Origin of the sequence: Exiguobacterium sp. SH0S1 (assembly GCF_004337165.1) — a bacterium.
In the GTDB taxonomy this organism is placed as follows: domain Bacteria; phylum Bacillota; class Bacilli; order Exiguobacteriales; family Exiguobacteriaceae; genus Exiguobacterium; species Exiguobacterium aurantiacum_A.
The window spans coordinates 59,505-78,041 of the sequence record NZ_SJVC01000001.1 but is presented as its reverse complement, the minus strand read 5'-3'; the positions used below and the strand labels follow the sequence as shown (position 1 = coordinate 78,041).

At 52.9% G+C, this 18,537-nt stretch carries 22 protein-coding genes; 13 read left to right on the top strand and 9 right to left on the bottom strand.

All coding sequences use genetic code 11. The features are described 5' to 3' along the window. The first annotated feature begins 15 nt into the window (after positions 1-15). The 3 genes from EVJ20_RS00400 to EVJ20_RS00390 all read left to right on the top strand — a co-directional run bounded on the left by EVJ20_RS00400 (position 16) and on the right by EVJ20_RS00390 (position 2,391). Complete coding sequence (locus EVJ20_RS00400; protein ID WP_070327768.1) at positions 16-1,230, top strand: dicarboxylate/amino acid:cation symporter; 1,215 nt, start codon at positions 16-18, stop codon at positions 1,228-1,230. A gap of 81 nt (positions 1,231-1,311) precedes the next feature. After that, a complete protein-coding gene (locus EVJ20_RS00395; RefSeq protein ID WP_236636171.1) occupies positions 1,312-2,151 on the top strand; it encodes a GNAT family N-acetyltransferase in 840 nt (279 codons plus the stop codon). A gap of 42 nt (positions 2,152-2,193) precedes the next feature. Continuing rightward, on the top strand, positions 2,194-2,391 hold the full coding sequence (locus tag EVJ20_RS00390) for a hypothetical protein (RefSeq protein WP_233589617.1): 198 nt from the start codon (positions 2,194-2,196) through the stop codon (positions 2,389-2,391). 33 nt (positions 2,392-2,424) lie between these two features. Here EVJ20_RS00390 and EVJ20_RS00385 read toward each other — a convergent pair whose 3' ends face one another. Both EVJ20_RS00385 and EVJ20_RS00380 read right to left on the bottom strand, forming a co-directional pair. Beyond that, on the bottom strand, positions 2,425-3,738 hold the full coding sequence (locus EVJ20_RS00385) for a murein hydrolase activator EnvC family protein (RefSeq protein ID WP_131504822.1): 1,314 nt from the start codon (positions 3,736-3,738) through the stop codon (positions 2,425-2,427). 294 nt (positions 3,739-4,032) lie between these two features. After that, complete coding sequence (locus EVJ20_RS00380) at positions 4,033-4,551, bottom strand: VanZ family protein (RefSeq protein WP_131465557.1); 519 nt, start codon at positions 4,549-4,551, stop codon at positions 4,033-4,035. A gap of 159 nt (positions 4,552-4,710) precedes the next feature. Between EVJ20_RS00380 and EVJ20_RS00375 the strand changes: the two genes are divergently transcribed. Beyond that, complete coding sequence (locus tag EVJ20_RS00375; RefSeq protein ID WP_070327773.1) at positions 4,711-5,187, top strand: glutathione peroxidase; 477 nt, start codon at positions 4,711-4,713, stop codon at positions 5,185-5,187. Positions 5,188-5,230: 43 nt separating this feature from the next. On the opposite strand, the gene EVJ20_RS00370 is transcribed toward EVJ20_RS00375, so the two are convergent. Both EVJ20_RS00370 and EVJ20_RS00365 read right to left on the bottom strand, forming a co-directional pair. Next, positions 5,231-6,151: a CAP domain-containing protein gene (locus EVJ20_RS00370; RefSeq protein WP_131504823.1), complete on the bottom strand. Its 921-nt coding sequence runs from the start codon at positions 6,149-6,151 to the stop codon at positions 5,231-5,233. A gap of 21 nt (positions 6,152-6,172) precedes the next feature. Beyond that, on the bottom strand, positions 6,173-6,619 hold the full coding sequence (locus EVJ20_RS00365; protein WP_070327775.1) for a MarR family winged helix-turn-helix transcriptional regulator: 447 nt from the start codon (positions 6,617-6,619) through the stop codon (positions 6,173-6,175). Between the two features lie 117 nt (positions 6,620-6,736). Between EVJ20_RS00365 and EVJ20_RS00360 the strand changes: the two genes are divergently transcribed. The 3 genes from EVJ20_RS00360 to EVJ20_RS00350 all read left to right on the top strand — a co-directional run bounded on the left by EVJ20_RS00360 (position 6,737) and on the right by EVJ20_RS00350 (position 9,352). After that, on the top strand, positions 6,737-7,150 hold the full coding sequence (locus tag EVJ20_RS00360; protein WP_083273990.1) for an organic hydroperoxide resistance protein: 414 nt from the start codon (positions 6,737-6,739) through the stop codon (positions 7,148-7,150). A 98-nt stretch (positions 7,151-7,248) separates the two neighbouring features. Next, the gene (locus tag EVJ20_RS00355) at positions 7,249-8,106 is read left to right on the top strand and encodes a metallophosphoesterase (protein WP_131504824.1); all 858 of its coding nucleotides are present in this window, start codon (positions 7,249-7,251) and stop codon (positions 8,104-8,106) included. Positions 8,107-8,212: 106 nt separating this feature from the next. Then, entirely contained in the window at positions 8,213-9,352 is a 1,140-nt protein-coding gene (locus EVJ20_RS00350) for a zinc-dependent alcohol dehydrogenase (RefSeq protein ID WP_131489930.1), read from the top strand. A 41-nt stretch (positions 9,353-9,393) separates the two neighbouring features. Here EVJ20_RS00350 and EVJ20_RS00345 read toward each other — a convergent pair whose 3' ends face one another. From EVJ20_RS00345 to abc-f, 3 genes are all read right to left on the bottom strand, one after another. Further along, entirely contained in the window at positions 9,394-10,296 is a 903-nt protein-coding gene (locus EVJ20_RS00345; RefSeq protein ID WP_131506785.1) for a cation diffusion facilitator family transporter, read from the bottom strand. Positions 10,297-10,413: 117 nt separating this feature from the next. Next, positions 10,414-11,187, bottom strand: a complete 774-nt coding sequence (locus tag EVJ20_RS00340) for a hypothetical protein (RefSeq protein WP_131489932.1) — start codon at positions 11,185-11,187, stop codon at positions 10,414-10,416. A gap of 12 nt (positions 11,188-11,199) precedes the next feature. Continuing rightward, positions 11,200-12,897, bottom strand: a complete 1,698-nt coding sequence (gene abc-f, locus EVJ20_RS00335) for a ribosomal protection-like ABC-F family protein (protein WP_131504826.1) — start codon at positions 12,895-12,897, stop codon at positions 11,200-11,202. A 366-nt stretch (positions 12,898-13,263) separates the two neighbouring features. On the opposite strand from abc-f, the gene EVJ20_RS00330 reads away from it, so the two are divergent. The 4 genes from EVJ20_RS00330 to EVJ20_RS00315 all read left to right on the top strand — a co-directional run bounded on the left by EVJ20_RS00330 (position 13,264) and on the right by EVJ20_RS00315 (position 15,993). After that, positions 13,264-14,175: an MBL fold metallo-hydrolase gene (locus EVJ20_RS00330; protein WP_131465567.1), complete on the top strand. Its 912-nt coding sequence runs from the start codon at positions 13,264-13,266 to the stop codon at positions 14,173-14,175. Positions 14,176-14,238: 63 nt separating this feature from the next. Further along, positions 14,239-15,072, top strand: a complete 834-nt coding sequence (locus tag EVJ20_RS00325; protein ID WP_131457518.1) for an aldo/keto reductase — start codon at positions 14,239-14,241, stop codon at positions 15,070-15,072. 13 nt (positions 15,073-15,085) lie between these two features. Further along, positions 15,086-15,700 (top strand): PH domain-containing protein, encoded by a 615-nt coding sequence (locus tag EVJ20_RS00320; protein WP_131489934.1) that lies wholly within the window; start codon positions 15,086-15,088, stop codon positions 15,698-15,700. 14 nt (positions 15,701-15,714) lie between these two features. Further along, positions 15,715-15,993 carry a hypothetical protein gene (locus EVJ20_RS00315; protein ID WP_131457522.1) on the top strand — a complete coding sequence of 93 codons (279 nt, stop codon included), beginning with the start codon at positions 15,715-15,717 and terminating at the stop codon, positions 15,991-15,993. Between the two features lie 42 nt (positions 15,994-16,035). Here EVJ20_RS00315 and EVJ20_RS00310 read toward each other — a convergent pair whose 3' ends face one another. Next, complete coding sequence (locus tag EVJ20_RS00310) at positions 16,036-16,560, bottom strand: DUF1836 domain-containing protein (protein WP_070327785.1); 525 nt, start codon at positions 16,558-16,560, stop codon at positions 16,036-16,038. A 125-nt stretch (positions 16,561-16,685) separates the two neighbouring features. Here EVJ20_RS00310 and trhA point away from each other — a divergent pair, with 125 nt between their 5' ends. Both trhA and EVJ20_RS00300 read left to right on the top strand, forming a co-directional pair. Further along, a complete protein-coding gene (gene trhA, locus EVJ20_RS00305; RefSeq protein WP_070327786.1) occupies positions 16,686-17,330 on the top strand; it encodes a PAQR family membrane homeostasis protein TrhA in 645 nt (214 codons plus the stop codon). 86 nt (positions 17,331-17,416) lie between these two features. After that, positions 17,417-18,112, top strand: coding sequence for a DsbA family oxidoreductase (locus EVJ20_RS00300; RefSeq protein WP_131465571.1), 696 nt, complete (start codon positions 17,417-17,419; stop codon positions 18,110-18,112). Positions 18,113-18,174: 62 nt separating this feature from the next. On the opposite strand, the gene relB is transcribed toward EVJ20_RS00300, so the two are convergent. Then, positions 18,175-18,396, bottom strand: a complete 222-nt coding sequence (gene relB / locus EVJ20_RS00295; RefSeq protein ID WP_131465573.1) for a type II toxin-antitoxin system RelB family antitoxin — start codon at positions 18,394-18,396, stop codon at positions 18,175-18,177. Positions 18,397-18,537 lie beyond the last annotated feature (141 nt).

Here is an 18,537-nt window from a genome sequence, read left to right as displayed (position 1 = left end):
AAACATTTAGAAAGGATGATTTATTTGAAATTAAGGATTGGTCTTCTAGGCCGCATCATCATCGCTATCGCTTTCGGGATATTAGTCGGTAGCATCGTACCAGAAAGCCAGAACTGGATTGTACGGACGTTCGTCACGTTCAACACGGTCTTCGGACAATTCTTAGGCTTCGCCATCCCGCTCATCATTCTCGCCTTCATCATTCCAGGTATCGGGGAACTTGGAAAAGGCGCCGGGAAACTAGTCGGCTTGACGGCCGCGATTGCTTACGTATCGACGATCGTCGCCGGTACACTCGCCTACTTCGCGACGAGCAACCTGTTCCCGCAGATCTTAGCACGCAGCACGGCATCAGCTGAAAACCCAGAAGAAGCACTCTTGAAAGGTTTCATGGAGTTTGAGATTCCACCGGTATTCGGTGTCATGACGGCGCTCATTCTCGCGTTCGTCATCGGAATCGGGATCGCCGCGATCGAGAGCAAACGCTCACTCGACCTCGCCATGGACTTCCGCGATATTATCGAACTACTCATTAGTAAAGTCATCATTCCATTTTTGCCGATCCACATCGCCGGAATTTTCATGAACATGACGTACGCCGGTCAAGTCGCCGAAATTTTGTCGGTGTTCTCGCTCGTATTCGTCACGATCATCGTCCTTCACGCGACGATGCTCATGATTCAATATTCAATCGCAGGCGGGCTCAATAAAGAGAATCCGTTCAAACTGCTCAAGACGATGATGCCGGCTTATTTCACAGCCATCGGCACACAGTCGTCAGCCGCGACGATCCCGGTCACGCTTCGTCAGGCAAAATTGAACAACGTCGATGAAGGCGTCGCCAACTTCGTCGTCCCGCTCTGCGCGACGATCCACTTATCAGGCTCGACGATCACGCTCACATCGGTCGGTGTCGCCCTCATGTACTTGAACGGCATGCCGATGTCATACGCGATCGTCCTCCCGTTCATCCTCGCCCTCGGCGTGACGATGATCGCGGCGCCAGGTGTTCCTGGTGGGGCCGTCATGGCATCACTCGGATTGTTCGGGTCGATCCTCGGATTCGATGCGACGATGCAAAGCCTCGTCATCGCGCTCTACTTGGCGCAAGACAGCTTCGGTACGGCGACGAACGTCACAGGTGACGGCGCCATCGCCAAAATCGTCCATTACTTCAAACGCAACACGAACTTGCTCGACGACGCGAAAGCGCGCGAAGACATCGCTTAACGAGTTACGAGCTAGACAACGGGCAGGCCTTACGGTTTGCCCGTTTTTCATACATATACAGAAAGGGTGTCGACTTTGGAAGTGAAAGTTTGGAACGACCCGTTCGCGTTTTCGGAACGCGTCATGCCGGAATTGTTGAAAAAAGAGGCCGAGAACAGCTTGATGATCGGCATCCTTGAAAATATTAAGCGAGACCTATACGACACCTACCATCAGTTGACGGTCGAAGACGATGGACAGCTCCTCGCCATCATGCAAGTCACACCGCCGCACCCGCTCAATTACGTCGTCGTCGACACGTCTCAGGCAACATTGATCCACGCGGCTGTCATCCCGGCTCTACTACAGCTAGACATCCCGTTCACAGAAGTCGTCTCCGAAAAGACACATGCCGAGACGTTCGGTGCCATGTGGGAGAAACGGACGGATGAAGCAGCGTCGACGTTCATGTCGCAAGGGCTCTATCGATTAGACCGCGTCAACGACATCGTTCTGGCCGGCGGGTCGATGCGCCAGGCGACCAAGTCCGACCAGCCTCTTTTAGAGACGTGGTACCGTGCCTTTGAACAAGACTCGGGACTCGAACCATCACATGACGAAAGAATGGTCTCTGTCGTCACTTCAATGATTGATAACGATGACGCCTTCATCTGGGAAGTCGACGGCATACCCGTTTCGTGCGCAAAGCGCTCCCGCCCGACGTTGAATGGCATCACGGTGTCTTTCGTTTACACGGCTCCTGCGAAACGCGGAAACGGATACGCTCGCAGTCTCGTCGCCACTCTCAGTCGTCGATTGCTCGAAACGAAATCGTTCTGCACGCTCTACACCGATTTGACCAACCCGACATCAAACAAGATTTATCAAGAAGTCGGCTACCGGCCGATCATGGAATCTTCGTGGATCCGGCTCGCTAGATGAATCATCCCGCCTCCCCTATACTAATAGGTGGAGGCGATTTTTATGAGGAACTGGTGGAAGCAAATCCCGAAACGAGTCCGTTCGGTCGTGTCGACCGTCTTCGTCGGCTCGATCGTTGCCTACATGCTGATCGTCGGTGGCATGAGCGTCTTTGCCGACCCGAATCTCGACACGCTCTTGCTGAGCGTCATCGGGGCCGCCTTGCTGACGTTTATCGCTTATCGGGCAATAAAAAAGTGATCGACGCGTTCGTCGATCACTTTTTGTATACGTTTAGAAGAATGAAGCTGGGTTGACCGTGCTACCCGCGCTCGAAGACGAGTACGAGTAACCGCCACGGTGAATCTCGAAGTGCAAGTGCGAACCAGTCGAGTTACCTGTGCTACCCATGCCGCCGATGTTCTGACCTTGCGAGACACGTTGGCCAGCCGATACCGACACCGAGCTCAAGTGAGCGTAGACCGTCGTCCAAACTTGTCCGTTCAAGACGTGCGTGATGATGATGTGGTTCCCGTAGGCGCCGCCCCATCCTGCCGTCGTGACCGTACCTGTTTGCGCTGCATAGATCGGTGTGCCGACCGGTGCCGCGATATCAAGACCGTTGTGGAACGTATAACCGTTCACACCACTTGCAGGTCCAAAAGGTTGTGTAAGACGACCGCTAGCAGGACGTTGGAACATGCCGCCGCTTGCCGGTGCCGCCGCTACAGGCGTTGCCGCTGACGCGCTCGGCTTGCTTGACGAACCTTGTTGCTTTTGTTGTTTCGCTGCTGCTGCAGCTGCTGCCGCTTCCGCCGCTGCTTTACGTTTCGCTTCTTCAGCCGCACGACGTTGTGCTTCGATTTCTGCCTTGATTGAAGCTTCTTGTGCTTGGAGCGTTGATTCCATTTCTTTCAAACTCATCAATTTCGATTCGAACTTGATTTTTTCAGCGTTGAGCTTCTTGACTTTAGCCGCCCGCTCTTTCATTTTCTTGTCGAGCGCTGCTTTACGTGCTTCAAGTTCTTGCTTTTGTTTAACGAGAGCGTCGCGCTCGGCTTTCAATTCAGCCTGTGCTGTCGCAAGCTTTTCTTTCGTCGCTTGGTACTCTTCAAAAATTTGCTTGTCGTTCTCTTGAATCGTACCTGCTGTGATCATACGAGTAAGCAAGTCACCGAAGTCTTTTGATCCGAAGATGAACTCGGCCCAGTCGATCGACCCGCCGCCGTTCTTTTGCATCGTTGCCATGCGCTCTTTCATAAGTTCTTCTTGTGCTTTCATTTTTGCTTCATACTGCTTGATTTGTTTTTCAAGCGCGGCAATTTTTTCTTGCGTAGCACGAATCTCAGCTTTCTTTTGTGCGACGTCGTTGATGACGTCTTGGAGTTCAGCGTCTAGCTTGTTGATTTCTTGCTGCTCTTTGCTGATCGCTTGTTCGCGTGATTGGATCGAAGAGTTCGCTTTGCTCTGCTCAGTGCTATTCTTTTGTTGCTGCTGTTGGACCTTTTTTTGCTTGTCTGTAAGTGACGCTGCAAAACCAGGTGTCGTGCCGCTGATTAGAAGAGCGCCTAAAGTGACGGTTGCTGCAAGTTTCTTCAAGTTAATCAATGTGCTTACCTCCGCTGAGTCGTGTGAATTTCTATAGGATAATAGATGAATGAGTTCTGTATAGTTTTGCGAGAATCCGTCTCGCCCTGTGACTCATTATAGCAATCTAAACCTAAAGTTATTTTACACTTATATTTCATTCGCGTTACATTGACCTGATTTAGGTTTTATCCTCGATAAAACGTGGGTATTTAACGGGCTCAATCCACAAATTGTCACAAAATATGAATTTAGTAAAAAAGAAAAACGCCTTATGAAAGCGCTTTTCAAATAATGACCTATACTATTTTTTATCTACCTGACCGATACATAACCTCTCCGTTGGTGTTTATTACGTTTTCTCACGAACAGATAATAGCCACCAAAGAGCAGGACGCCGCAACAAGCGCCGAAGCTGTCTAATACGACGTCTTGAATGAGCGGGGTGCGTTCCGGGGTCAGACTCTGATGAAACTCATCAAAGATGGCGACCGTGTTCGCGAGCGCCCACGCGAACAACAACACGAGCCACGCGTTCAGTCTCGTCCGCGACACGGCTTTGACGAACAACGCACCTAAGACGAAGAAGACCGTGAAGTGTGCCGCTTTCCGAATTAAAAATTCGATCAAGCCGACGGTTCCTTTGTCTTCGAGCGAGACCGGGCTGCCGGCATAGTCGAAGTCGACGTTCGAGAGGGCTGGTTCGGCCCACGTCCAATCGAAGCGTTCGAGCGGCGAGACGATGCTTTGGTCAGAGTACGGCGTCGCACTCGAGACGAACAAGCCGATCAGGATCAATGCGATCCAAATAAATTCATTTTTCAATATGTACATAACACCTTTCCTCTCTACAACGATTCATTATACGGGTTCCGTTTGATTTCATTGTAACAGCGACCTCATCGTTTCGTGACAATTTGATTGCGGACAACCGGTTCAAAGTCGTTCGCAATCGAACGGCTTGCTATAATGAACATAAAAAGGGGGAATCAGATGATGATCTATCAGTACGAAGCAGCCGACATGAGCGGCAAGCTGCAGCCTTTATCCAAATACGAGGGGGACGTCCTCTTGATCGTCAACACGGCGAGCAAGTGCGGCTTCACACCTCAATTAGACGGCCTTGAAAAGCTATTTGAGCGCTATCAAGGTCAAGGTTTCCATATTCTTGGCTTCCCGTGCAACCAGTTCGGCAACCAAGACCCGGGCTCGAACGAAGAGATCAGCGAGTTCTGTCAATTGAACTACGGCGTGACGTTCCCGATGTTCTCGAAAGTCGACGTCAACGGCAAAGACGCCCACCCGCTCTTCCAATACTTATCGAAAGAAGCACCTGGCCTGCTCGGCTCGAAAGCGATCAAATGGAACTTCACGAAGTTCCTCGTCGACCGGAAAGGCAACGTCATCGAACGGTTCTCACCGCAGACGACACCGGACGAGATCGAGCGAGCGGTGAAACGCCTGCTCTGACCGCTAAAAAGGATGGTCCGCCCCTCTAGGGTAGACCATCCTTTTATCGTGGTGTGATGAAGTTGATCGTATAGAATGGACTGTTGTCTTCATTATAGACAAGACCGACCGAGGCGTGCGTGAAGTCTCGCTTTAAGATGTTCTCGCGGTGACCGAGCGAGTTCATCAGTCCCCAGTGAGCGTGAAAGACGCTCATCTGTCCCATCGCCAAGTTCTCCCCGGCGAGCGAGTAGGCAAGTCCGGCCTCATTCATCCGTTCGAACGGGTCGCGTCCTTCGGGGTCGGTGTGGCTGAAGAAGTTGTTCACCGCCATGTTCTCACTATGCGCCCGGACGACCGGAAGCAGCGGCTCATAGTCAGCGAGTGCGGATAACCCAAACTTTTGACGGTCCCAGTTCATGAGCATGCGCATGAGCGCCTCGTTAGACACGATGCTCTCTTCCGAGACGTCTCCATAATAACCGTCGCTCGACTCCTCGACGCTCCGTTCAACGGAAAGGATGCCTTTCAGCTTGTCTTCGTCATGTTGGTCAAAGAACATCGTGACGTAATTGCCGTTCATCGCATAGACCGAGAACGAAGGATCGTCCGGGATCAAGTAACGTTTCAACCCTTTATCGTAAGACTTCACTTCGTCGAAGCCGATGTTCTCGACTTGTTGTCGTGTCGTCTGGTCAAGGACGAGCCCTTCGAACGTACTGCCCGACTCGAATTGGTATTGCCCTTTTTTGGCACCATCCTCATCGACGAGCTCAAGCGTCCGGTCGCCATTTTTCTCGAGCAAATACCAGTCGTGACCGGCATATTGGCTCGCGAACTTTGGAGCGTCGGTCGCGACGCGCTCTTCCACCACTTCCGTCGACTTCACCTGGACGCTCGTCGGCGCCGATACGTTCGGCACCTCATAGTTCCAAGCCGTATATAGACCAATCCCAATCAATAGAATAAACAGTTTACGAAACATATCGTCTCCTTTCGTGAGAACCTAGCCCTGTCGCTCACCGAATTCACGCAGACGCGATTTGATATCGATGAGCATCTCCATATAAGCGAAATAAGTCGCTTCGTCTATATTTAGCATACCACTCACTTTGACCGGCACGTCCTCGGCCTGCTCACGAAGTGCGCTACCCGATGCGGTGAGCGACACCAACACCCGGCGCTCATCATCGGTCGCCCGGATTTTCTCCACGTACCCGAGTTGGGTCAACCGTTTGATGAGCGGTGACAGCGTGCCCGAATCAAGCGTCAACCGTTCCCCGAGCTGTTTCAAATCGATGTGATCTTCTTCCCATAAAACGAGCATGACCAAATACTGGCTGTATGTGAGTTTGAGCGGCTCTAAGATCGGCCGATACAAACGTGTCAATTCTTTTGAGGCGGTGTAGAGCTGAAAGCAAATCTGATGCTCTAATGTTAACGAACTTTTCATATAAATTCCTCCGGCTAAAGTCTTAGGTCAAGCATATCACTTGAATATCTGTTTGACTGCCCTATAATTAAATTGTGCACAACTTAATTGTTAAAAACGAAACGGAGGAATTTAATTATGAAACCACTATTCACAGCTTCAGCAACAGCTCTCGGTGGCCGCGAAGGTCGCGTCACATCTACGGACGGCGTCATCGACTTGAGCGTCGCGATGCCAGGATCGAAACAAGCAGAAGAGTCGACGAACCCTGAGCAATTGTTCGCAGCCGGATACGCAGCTTGCTTCGGCAGCGCGTTGAACCTCGTCATCGGTAAAGAGCGCGTCAAGACAGATGGCACGAGCGTCACTGGCCACGTCACACTTAACCAGAACGACGAAGGTTTCTTCATCTCGGTCGAGCTCGAAGTCGAAATCAAAGGTGTCGACCAAGCAACTGCTGAGCGTCTCGTCGAAGCAGCGCACCAAGTGTGCCCGTATTCGAAAGCGACACGCGGCAACGTCGACGTCAAATTGACGACAAACGTCGCCTAATCCCCTGCCCACTCAAATATGAGTGGGCTTTTTTTTGCGTCCACACCTATTAACAGAGTAGAATGAAAAGACAAACATCCGACCGAGGAGGCGACACGATGCTAAAAGGAAAACGAAAGTACATCACGTTCGGCATCGTGGTCGTCTTTCTGTTCGCCGCCCTTTACAACGGGCTGACGATTAGAGAGTACGAGCTGACGACCGATAAGCTCGAAACTGGTCAATCGTTACGCGTCATCCTCCTCTCGGATTTGCACGGCTATTCGTATGGTGAGGACCAAAAAAATCTGATTGAAAAAGTTCGTGAGCAGCAACCTGATCTGATCGCGCTTCCCGGTGATTTGCTCGATCGATACCGCTCGCCAGACGCCGCTTTCGAACTAATCGAAGGGCTACAAGGAATCGCCCCGATGTATTTCGTCACCGGCAACCATGAAATTGATGAATCAAGTGATTTCGTCCGGCACGACGTCAAAGACGTGTTTCGTTCGTTTGGTGTGATCGTGCTCGAGAACGAAGCCGAGGCCGTGACCGTTAACGGAGTCGAACTCATCATCGGCGGCGTCGAGGACCCGCTTCGCACGTACGCCGAAAACATATACGGGAACTGGGAGCAAGACGTCTTGACCGCACTTGACGACGTCGAAACGGACGACACGTTCAGCCTGCTCTTGTCCCACCGGGCGGAACAAGTCGAGACGTACGCCGAGCTTCCGTTCGACCTCGTCTTGTCGGGCCACGCCCATGGCGGCCAGGTCCGTATCCCTTATCTATTGAACGGGCTTTACGCGCCTGACCAAGGCTTCTTCCCAAAATATGCGGGCGGCCTGTATGAACACGATTCGTTCACCCATATCATCGGCCGCGGCTTCAACTACACAGTCAGCGTACCGCGTATCTTCAATCCACCCGAGATCGTCGTCATCGACATCGCGGGCACTGGGACTCCTTTGTGAGTCCTTTTTTCTATTCCCGTTCGCGGGTAGATTCATGCTCGCACCATACGGGTACAGTAACCATGTCGTCGTTCACCTGTCTTTCAAAAAAGGAGGTAACCAACGTATGCGTGCTGTTACTTATCAAGGGACGAAAAACATCGAAGTGAAAGATGTGTCGGACCCGGAAATCGAGAACCGAGAAGAAATCATTGTCAAGATCACGTCGACGGCCATCTGTGGGTCTGACCTTCACATTTACCAAGGCAACATGCCGGCCCGGCACGGGTTTATCATCGGACACGAACCGATGGGTATCGTCGAAGACATCGGACCAGACGTGACCAAAGTGAAAAAAGGCGATCGCGTCGTCTTACCGTTCAACGTCTCTTGCGGCCATTGCTTCTATTGTGAGAATGAAATGGAGAGCCAGTGTGACAACTCGAACCACGCCCCGCACACAGATGCGGGCGGACTGTTCGGTTACACTGAACAGTTCGGGAACCACCCGGGTGGTCAGGCCGAATATTTGAAAGTACCGTATGGTAACTTCATGCCGCTCGTCATCCCAGAGTCGTGCGAGCTCGAGGATGAGGCACTGTTGTTCCTCTCCGACGTCATCCCGACCGCATGGTGGAGCTTGGACAACGCTGGGATGAAGGCCGGTGACACGGTCGTCGTTCTCGGGTCGGGCCCTGTCGGCTTGATGACACAAAAACTCGCCTGGGTGCGCGGCGCAAAACGCGTCATCGCTGTCGACCCGGAGATCTATCGATTGAACCGAGCCAAACTCTCAAACAACGTCGAAACCGTTTTGTTGAAAGACCCGGTCGAGACCGGCAAATACATCCGGGAAATCACGGGTGGTGGCGCCGATATCGTCGTCGATTGTGTCGGTATCGACGGGAAGAAAACCCCGATCGAGAAAGTCGAGCAAAAGCTGATGATCCAAGGCGGAACGCTCAGCGCCATCAAAGTCGCCAAAGAAGCTGTCCGCAAGTTCGGTACGGTCCAATTGACCGGTGTCTACCCGATGAACTATAACCAGTTTCCGATGGGTGACTTTTTCACGCGCAACGTCACGCTTAAGACTGGTCAAGCTCCGGTCATCCACTACATGCCTGAGCTGTTCCAGATGATCGTCGACAAGAAGTTCGATCCGACCGACATCATCACCCACCGCCTGCCGCTCGAACAAGCCGCTGACGCCTACAAGATATTCAATGACCACCTCGACGACTGCGTCAAAGTCGTCCTGAAACCATAACAAAAGCGGTCCCCGACTCTTGTCAGGGACCGCTCGTGCGTTTACCAGATCGTTCGTTCCTCGCAGTGTGCCGTCTCTCGTTCGATTTGAACGGTCGAACGACCGAACGACCCGTACTGCTTCATCCGCTCCGTCACATCGTGCAGCACGCGTTGATCATCTGTCGTTTTATCAATCAACACGTGGCACGTGACGGCGTACTCCTCAGACGTGATCGACCAGACGTGGAGGTCATGTACTTCTTTGACGCCTTCGACGGTCGCAAGGTCACGCTGCATCGCCACGACGTCGACTTTGTCAGGCGCCCCTTCCGTCAAAATATGGACGGCGTCCCGAGTCACGCGGTACCCGCTCACCAAGATGAGGAGCGCGACGAACATACTGGCGATCGGATCAGCGAGCGTCCACCCGAACATTAGAATGAGCAGCGCCGCCGTGATGGCCCCGACCGATCCGAGCAAGTCTCCGAACACGTGCAGGAGCGCGCTCCGGACGTTCAAGTTGTCCCGCTCGCCACGCATCAAGATCCACGCCGCGAGCACGTTGACGAGCAACCCGATGACGGCGATGGCGAGCATGCCGCCGCTTAAAATCTCTGGTGGCGCGAACAAGCGCTTGTACGCCTCGATGATGATATAACCTGAGATGACAAGGAGCGTCAATCCGTTGACGAACGCCGCCAAAATCTCAAAGCGGCGGTACCCGAACGTCTGGTTCGGTGTCGCCTTCCGGGCGCCGAACCGGACCGCCAAGAAACTGAGCCCGAGCGCTGCCGCGTCGCCGAGCATGTGCCCCGCGTCCGATAAGAGCGCGAGGCTGTTCGTCCACAGACCGCCGATGACTTCGACGACCATGAACGTGACGATCAACAGAAATGCTAGCAATAATGCTCGTTGATTCGTTGTGTGGTGGTGGCCTTCGTGGCCATGATCATGTTGTCCCATGCGTCATCGCTCCTCTCTCCCTTCATTATATCCCTTTTCTCCCTATCATTCAAACGCTCGTTTGAATGAATTCGAAAAAAGAAGCGCCGACAGGATGCACCCTCTCGACGCCAGCATTTACTTTTGTTCAATTCGGACCCGCATGACCCCGTTATACGGGAACAGCTTCAATTGAAGCGTCTCCCCGTCATACCAACTGCCCGCGCTTTGGGCGCTCGCCGCCTCAAGTTCAGGCGTCACGGCCGTCTGACGGTCCCAATCGATCGCTTTCACTCGTTGGTCACGCACCATTAAAAAGAAGCCATTGTAGAAGTGGTACTCGTTCACTTGGTCGCGCTGGACGGACGCCGGTGCCCCGAGTGTCGATCGGACCGTCGCCACGTCTTGTCCGAGCCAGTCCAAAGCAGACGCTGAAGCCGTCGGCACGACCGTTTGCCACGCCTGTTCCACTTCATCGTCCGAGACGCTAGTCGCTTCCTCGGTCACGCGCTCTTCCGTCACCCATCCGGTCGTCCGGTCGTTCAACTGAAGTTTGACGAATCCACTGACGGCTTCGAGCCGTTCGAACCGGTCTCCAAGATCCGCCTCATATAGAACGGTCACACGATCATCAGCATACACTTTCGTGTACGGCGTCGCGATGTAGACGACGTCCTCACTCGGCTCTTCTTCAGTCGCTTCCTCTTCAGGTTCCGCCTCTGTCCCGCTATCGACTTCTTCCGTCGAGATGTTGTCCGACTCAGGCAGTGCCGTCTGCTTTTGCGAATCGATGTACGCCGCGAACGCGATGACACCGATCAATGAAGCGATCAACAAGACCGCCGTCGCTAACCGTAACAACCGTTTTCGTTTCCTTGACGCGGCCCGTGATGACCGAACTTCTTCCTTCATTATTCTCCACTCCTACTCGTTTCGTCTCATCTGTTCCGATTCGTCAAACGGCTTCACGTTTCCTGCCTCGTCAACAAATTTTTGTTCGTCATTCGTCAGCGCCTCGAGCGTCTGAATCGTCGCTTCGACGTCGATGGGGGGCGTGTCTTGTCCGGCTTCTAAAATTCGCACCGTCTCGCCGAGCTCGATCGTCCGGTCCGTCAGCTGATGGAACGTCCGGTCGTGCGAGATGAGGATGAGACCGCCCCGGTAGATCGATAAGGCCGCCTCGATTTGTTCGCGTGTCGCGACGTCTAAATAGTTCGTCGGTTCATCAAGCGCGAGCATGTCTGCGTCTGAGAAATAAAGGATGAGGAATGCGATCCGACACTTCTCGCCCATGCTCGCCTCACGCATCGGTTTATAGACGTCGTCACGACGGAACAAGAAATGGGCCAGGAGCGTCCGCGCTTCCGTCTCCGGAATGTCGCTCGCGGATAATAGTGCGTCAAGCAGCGTCCCATCCTCGGGCAACCGCTCGAGCGTCTGTGAGAAGTAGCCGATTTTCAGTTTCGGATGGCGATGCACAACACCCTCGTTTGGCTGAAGCTGCCCTAAAAGCAGCTTCAACAGCGTCGTCTTCCCACTCCCGTTCGGTCCGACGATCGACAAGCGGTCTCCTCGATTGAACGTGAACGAAAGATGCTCGAACAACGGCTCGTCATACCCGAACACGACGTTCTCGACCGTGATCCACGTCTTCGCCTCAAGCGGTTCCGCTTCGAAGCGGACCGAAACGCGCCCCGCGTCTTTCGGTTTGTTGGGACGCCCTTGTTCGAGCTGATCGAGTTTTCGTTGCCTTGCTTTCATCTTGACGGCAAGGTTCGCCGCCCCTTTCTGAGCACCAGGACTGCGGACGCTCGCCGTCGCTTTCGCCTTCAAGTGCCAGCCTTTGTACTGGACGATCATATCGAGCAGTTCCGACTTGCGCGCCACATAGCGCGCATGGGCCCGCTCGTCACGCACCCGTTCCTCGGCTTTTTGCTGCTTATAGGCGCTATAGTTGCCCGGATAGCGGACGACCTCGCCGTCACTCAGTTCAAGGATGACCGTTGCGACGTCATCGATGAACTGGCGGTCGTGGGAGATGGCGAGCACCGTGCCCGGAAACTCACGCACCCAGCGCGTCAGCCAGTCGATCGAGTCGACGTCGAGATGATTCGTCGGCTCGTCGAGCAAGACGACGTCGACGTGACGCATCATGAGCCGGGCCAATTGTGCCCGCGTCTGTTCGCCGCCGCTCAAGTCAGAAAGCCGTCTTAATCCCATTCCATCCATGCCGATTCGTTTCAACGCTTGGTTCGCCTCGGCCTCGAGTCCGAAAGCGTCACACGCCATCGCCTCGTCATACACCGCGAGCACGCGCTCCGTGTCGCCTGATGTGACTTCTTCGTACAAACGGAACCGTTCGCTGTCACCTTTCATGACGTACGCGAGCGTCGTCCCATCCCCAACGGACACGGTCTGTTCGACGACACCGACTTTTCCGGCTACTTCGATTCGACCGGCCTGAGGGCTCAGTTTACCGACGAGCAATTTGAACAACGTCGTCTTCCCTGACCCGTTTTGGCCGAACAAGACGGCCCGTTCGCCTGTTGACACGTCGAACGAGACGCTGTCAAATAGCGGTTGCTGGTCGTAGTCGAACCGGACTTGATGTACAGATAACATAGTTGTCTCACCTCGCTTGTTTGTCCGATACGCGATGAAACAAAAAACACCATTCGCTAGAAAGCGATGGTGTGAAGATCTCCGGTCAAGCGGAAAAAAAGGGTCACCCCGCAGCTTGAGATTGGACACACTTCACCCGTGACTGTTCAGACGAACAGTGATGATTCGTTTCATCAGTTGAGTGAGTGTGACTTTTTCATAGCACGCGGTACCTTCCTTTCCTAATCTACTGCCACCTTACCAAAATGTAAGCGGATTCGCAACCAGCAAACCCACAATCTCCCATCGTTTCTACGCCTATGGGCGGATGCATGTCTTAGTCGTCAGCGTTAAGATGAAACTATCCTATATAACGAGGTGACTCACATGAAATTACGCAACTTACTCGTCCCGAGCGCTGTCTTGGCAAGCGTCGGCACGTTCTTTTATACACGACTGAAACAGCGGTTACCGCGTCCTGACTTTAAAGAGGCGCCGATCAAACCGGACTTGTCCATTTTCGACGAGACGAGCGTGAGCGCCACGTGGATCGGCCACTCGACCGTGCTCATCCATTGGTACGGCCTCAAAATTTTGACCGACCCGGTATTCTCAAAACGGATCGGTGTCCACGTCGGTCCCGTCACGTTCGGCATGAAACGGCATACCGCCCCTGCCCTCTCGATCGAAGAGATCGGTCACGTCGACGTCATCTTGCTCAGCCACGCCCATATGGACCACTTCGACCATAAAAGTTTGAAGCGGCTCATCACCCGTGACACGGTCGTCATCTCGGCACCGGGGACGAGCAAACTGTTGCGTCACTATCCGAGCCTACAGACTCTCGAGATGCATCCGCACGACAAGTTGACACTCGCGAACGGACTCAACGTCCAAGCGATCCCGGTCGCGCATTGGGGCAACCGCTTCCCGTGGGACAAACATATGGGCTATAACGGCTACGTCTTGAAATATAAAGGCGTCCGTATGCTGTTCGCCGGCGACACGGCGTACACCGAAGCGTTCAACGGGCTCGCGAACAAAGAACCGATCGACCTCGCCTTCTTCCCGATCGGTGCGTATCAACCGGACTCGTTCCAGGAAGCGCACTGCACCCCGGAGCAAGCGTGGACGATGTTCAAACAGAGCGGAGCGAAACGGTTCTTCCCGATGCACTGGGACACGTTCGTCTTATCATACGAGCCGGTCGAGGAGCCGTATGACCGCCTCGTCGCCGCGGCCAAACTCGAACGCGATCAAATCGTGATTAAGGCGCACGGAGAAAGCATTCGGCTGTAGGTTTCGCTTTCACTTTGTCGTGATTTTCGGTAACGTTAGATGTGAGAGGGAGGGAATCAAATTATGGAATGGACAACACTCAATAATGATGTGAAACTGCCGATGCTCGGGCTCGGCGTGTACAAAGTTGAAGACGGGACGGTCACGGTCGACACGGTCAAGGCGGCACTCGACGCCGGCTACCGGTTGATCGACACGGCCGCCATCTATCAGAACGAAGAGAGCGTCGGGCAGGCGATCCGTGAGTCGAGCGTCCCGCGCGAAGACATCTTCGTGACGACGAAGCTGTGGAACGAGTTTCACGGCTACGACGAGGCGCTCCAGGCGTTTCAAGACAGCCTCGACCGACTCGGTCTCGACTATGTCGACTTGTTCTTGATCCATTGGCCGATGCCGCGCTTCGGTAAGTTCGTCGAGACGTACAAAGCGCTCGAACAGTTGTATGAGGAAGGCAAAGTACGGGCCATCGGCGTCTCGAACTTCGAGATTCAACACCTCGAACAGATCATCCAATCGTGTGCGATCGTACCGGCGGTGAATCAAGTTGAGATCCACCCATACTTGTCCCAAAAAGAATTGATCGCGTACTGCAAGCGCTACGACATCCAGATCCAAGCGTGGAGTCCGCTCATGAAAGGTCGTGAGGCGCTCGAGGATGCGACGATCGTCGACATCGCGAGCAAGTACGGCAAGTCCCCGGCCCAAGTCATCTTGCGCTGGCATCTTCAAAACGGTGTCGCCGTCATTCCAAAATCGGTCACACCGAGTCGGATTCGTGAAAACATACAGGTATTCGACTTCACGTTGACGAAAGAAGACATGGCAGCGATCGACGGACTCAACCGGAACGAGCGGACCGGGTCCGACCCGGTCGAGATGCACAAAATCCACTACTGAGGAGAGACTGTACATGTTCAAAAAACTAGCTTCTGATTTGACAGGCTTTAGCGATATCGGTGAAGTCATCGACCCGAAAGACTTCGACAAGGCCGATGCCGACGATTACGTCTTACATGAGGACAACGAGAAGATTTACTTCTTGATCAAGTCGAAATCGGATGAGTACTGCTTCACGAACCTCGCGATGATCCATCTCGACGGCGCGAGCGCCATCAGTTCGAAGCGCGTCTTGTATCGTTATCCGTACGCGCAACATCCGCTCCAACACGTCATGTTCGAGACGGCCGGCACGGTCGACTTAGACGTCGAGATCAAGTTCACAATCGGCGATAAGCCATACTCGATCGACGTAAACAAAAAGCAAATCGAGCACGTCAAAGACTTGTACAAATCACTCCTCGCCATCGCCGAGAAACAACGCGAAGGCCGGAAAATGCTCGAGTTCGCCAACGCGTCGCTCACGCATTCCGTGTCAGTTCTGAGCGGCCTCCGTCAAGGGGACATGAACGTCGCGACGACGTTCAAAGACTTGTCGCAACAATCGTTCGACTGGCTCCAAGGCCACTATCACGAATGGAACCGGAAAGATTTCGGTGACGTGTTCGAGAAGTACATCAATAATTAACTTGGTGGTGACGTATGGACTACATGTGGTTGTTGATTGCGTTTTTCTTGTTCATGCTCGTGATTTTGACTGTATTCATCAGTAGTGTGCTCAACGCCTTGCTCAGGAACCTCCACCCGTTAGTTCATATCACCGTCATTTTGTTTTTGTCGTTCACGTATGAGCGTCTAATGTTAGATTATAATCTCTTATGGACGCTTTTCATTCTTGTGACCATCAGTTATTTAGCACCACTTCTCGTCGTTAAAATGTACAACAAAGGTGAGCGCTTCGAACGCGAACATCTAAAATGACACAATGTCCCCTAGACTACAAACGGAGTCTAGGGGACATTTTTATTTACTTTCGTCGATCAACCGTTCGGCGAGCCGTTGATACAAGTGGCTCATATGCACCGCGGAGGCAATGGCGAGCGACTGTTGGATTTCACTCGCTTCAGTCGCTTTCACGTTCGCGAGCAGCGTCTCGGCTTGCGTCTCGAACGCCTGCAAGTTTTGTTCTTTCTGAGCTTGATAGGCGTCATAAAAGTCTTCGAGCGAGAACGCCTCGTCCGATTCATTCAGCGGCCGGAGCGTCTCTTTGATGTCGTTGATCGACAACAGCCCTTTCATCTCATAGATCAACCCGAGGAGCATCAAATGCTCGTTCGTGTACTTCTTGTTTTTGACGGGATGGAACAACTTGCCTTTAGCGTAGTTGTTGATCATCGTCTTCGTCAAAATCGTCTCGTCTTCATTACGTTTCATCTTGCCGTAATGCTGCTCGAACAGTTGGATGACTTGGTCCATATATAAGTCGATCGTCGGCAATACCGCTTTCGGGAGCGTGCCTTCCGTCCGTACAATCTCGTTCGGTTTCATCGAATCACCTCACTTTCAGTATACGGACAATCGTCGTTTGTCGAAACAAAAACCTTGTTCTTCTTGCCCATACCGCTTATCATGTAGTTATGGATACTACATGACGTCATAAGGAGTGTTTTTGCATGAATTCGATTTTTCGGGAACCTATTAACGCGCTGACCCATCTCGCCGGAGCGGTACTCGCCTTCATCGCCTTGATCGCGATGACGGTGAAAGCGTCACTGCTCGGCTCACCGCTCGCCATCATGGCGGCGATTTTGTTCGGAATCAGTCTCGTCTTTCTTTACCTGTCGTCTGGCTTGTACCACAGCATCATCGCCTCGCCGAAAGTCATCGCGTTCTTCCGACGAATCGATCATGCGATGATTTACGCCTTGATCGCCGGGACATACGCCCCGCTCACACTGCTCGCGCTCGAAAGCCCGATGCGCTGGGTGCTGTTCGGTATCGTCCACGTCCTCGCCTTGTTCGGCATCATCTTCAAACTTGTCTGGTTCCACGCCCCACGCTTCTTGTCGACTGCTCTCTACATCGGTATGGGCTGGCTGTCGGTCTTCTTCATCGGACCGCTCCATAGCGTGATCGGCAACGGCGGCATCTTTTGGCTCTTGCTCGGAGGCTTCATGTACACGGTCGGCGGTCTCATCTACGGCTTCAAGCCGAAGTTCGTCAACTGGCGCGGTTGGGGCTTCCACGAGGTGTTCCACTTGTTCATCTTGTTCGGCAGCTTCGCCCACTTCGTCTGCGTGTTCTGGTACGTCTTTTAAGTCCTCCTCGTGAGGGCTTTTTTTGTGAGCACATTCATTTACTTCAATTTCAAGACATCCTACACTGACTGTAGGAGGGATTCACTATGAAAATTGAAGTTTGGTCAGATTACGTCTGTCCGTTCTGTTATATCGGCAAGCGCCGTCTAGAAGAAGCACTCGAACAGTTCCCACACGCGGACAAGGTCGAAGTGGAGTTTAAGAGCTTCGAACTCGATCCGAACGCCCCGACGACCGATTCACGTTCGATTTATGAAGTGCTCGCGAAGAAATACAGCATGCCGCTCGAGCAGGCGAAAACAACGACGGCCCAAGTCGCCGCTCAAGCTCAATCAGTCGGACTCGACTATGACTTTGACAACATGGTCGTCACCGGCACGCTCGACTCGCACCGGTTGACGCACTATGCGAAGACGGTCGGTAAAGAGAAGGAGCTGTCGGAAGCGCTCCTCAAAGCGTACTTCATCGAGGCGAAACATATCGGCGACCACGACGTCCTCGTCGAGATCGCGACAAGCGTCGGGCTCGATGCTGACGCCGTGAAAGACGTGCTCGCTTCAGACGTATACACGGAAGAGGTTCGTGCTGAAGAAAGACGCGCGAGCGATCTCGGCATCACCGGTGTCCCGTTCTTCGTCTTTGACGGGAAGTACGGCGTCTCCGGCGCCCAGCCGACCGAGGCGTTCACGCAAGTACTTGAGAAGACGTGGGCCGAATCGGCACCGACGCTTCAAGTGCTCTCGGGTGGCGCGACGTGCACGGACGATAACTGCGATATTTGACTTCAAAAGAACGACAGAGAAGCATTCGTCTGAATACGGACGAATGCTTTTTTAGGTTTAATCTAAGTTTGCAAATCCTTTAGCATGGCCTCGAATGAAACTGCTTCAGAATGTTCTTGATGTGCACTCATTGATTCATGATAAAGCACTATGTCTAATTCATCTTCTATTCGTTCTAGGACAGCTTCCCGAACAAGCATAGAGAGGGTAAGATTTTTTGTTTTCGCATACTCTCTAATGAGAAGTTCGTCTTCCTTATTGAGTCGCACAGATATCGTTCCCATACAATCACCCTCCTTTACACACATTGTATTACGAAATCATAGTGTTTATATAATCAGTTCGCATGAATCAATGAATGGGAGAAGAAGTCGAATCTCGGCTTCTTTTTTGTGGCTTAATGAATCATTCTCGAGCATAATTAT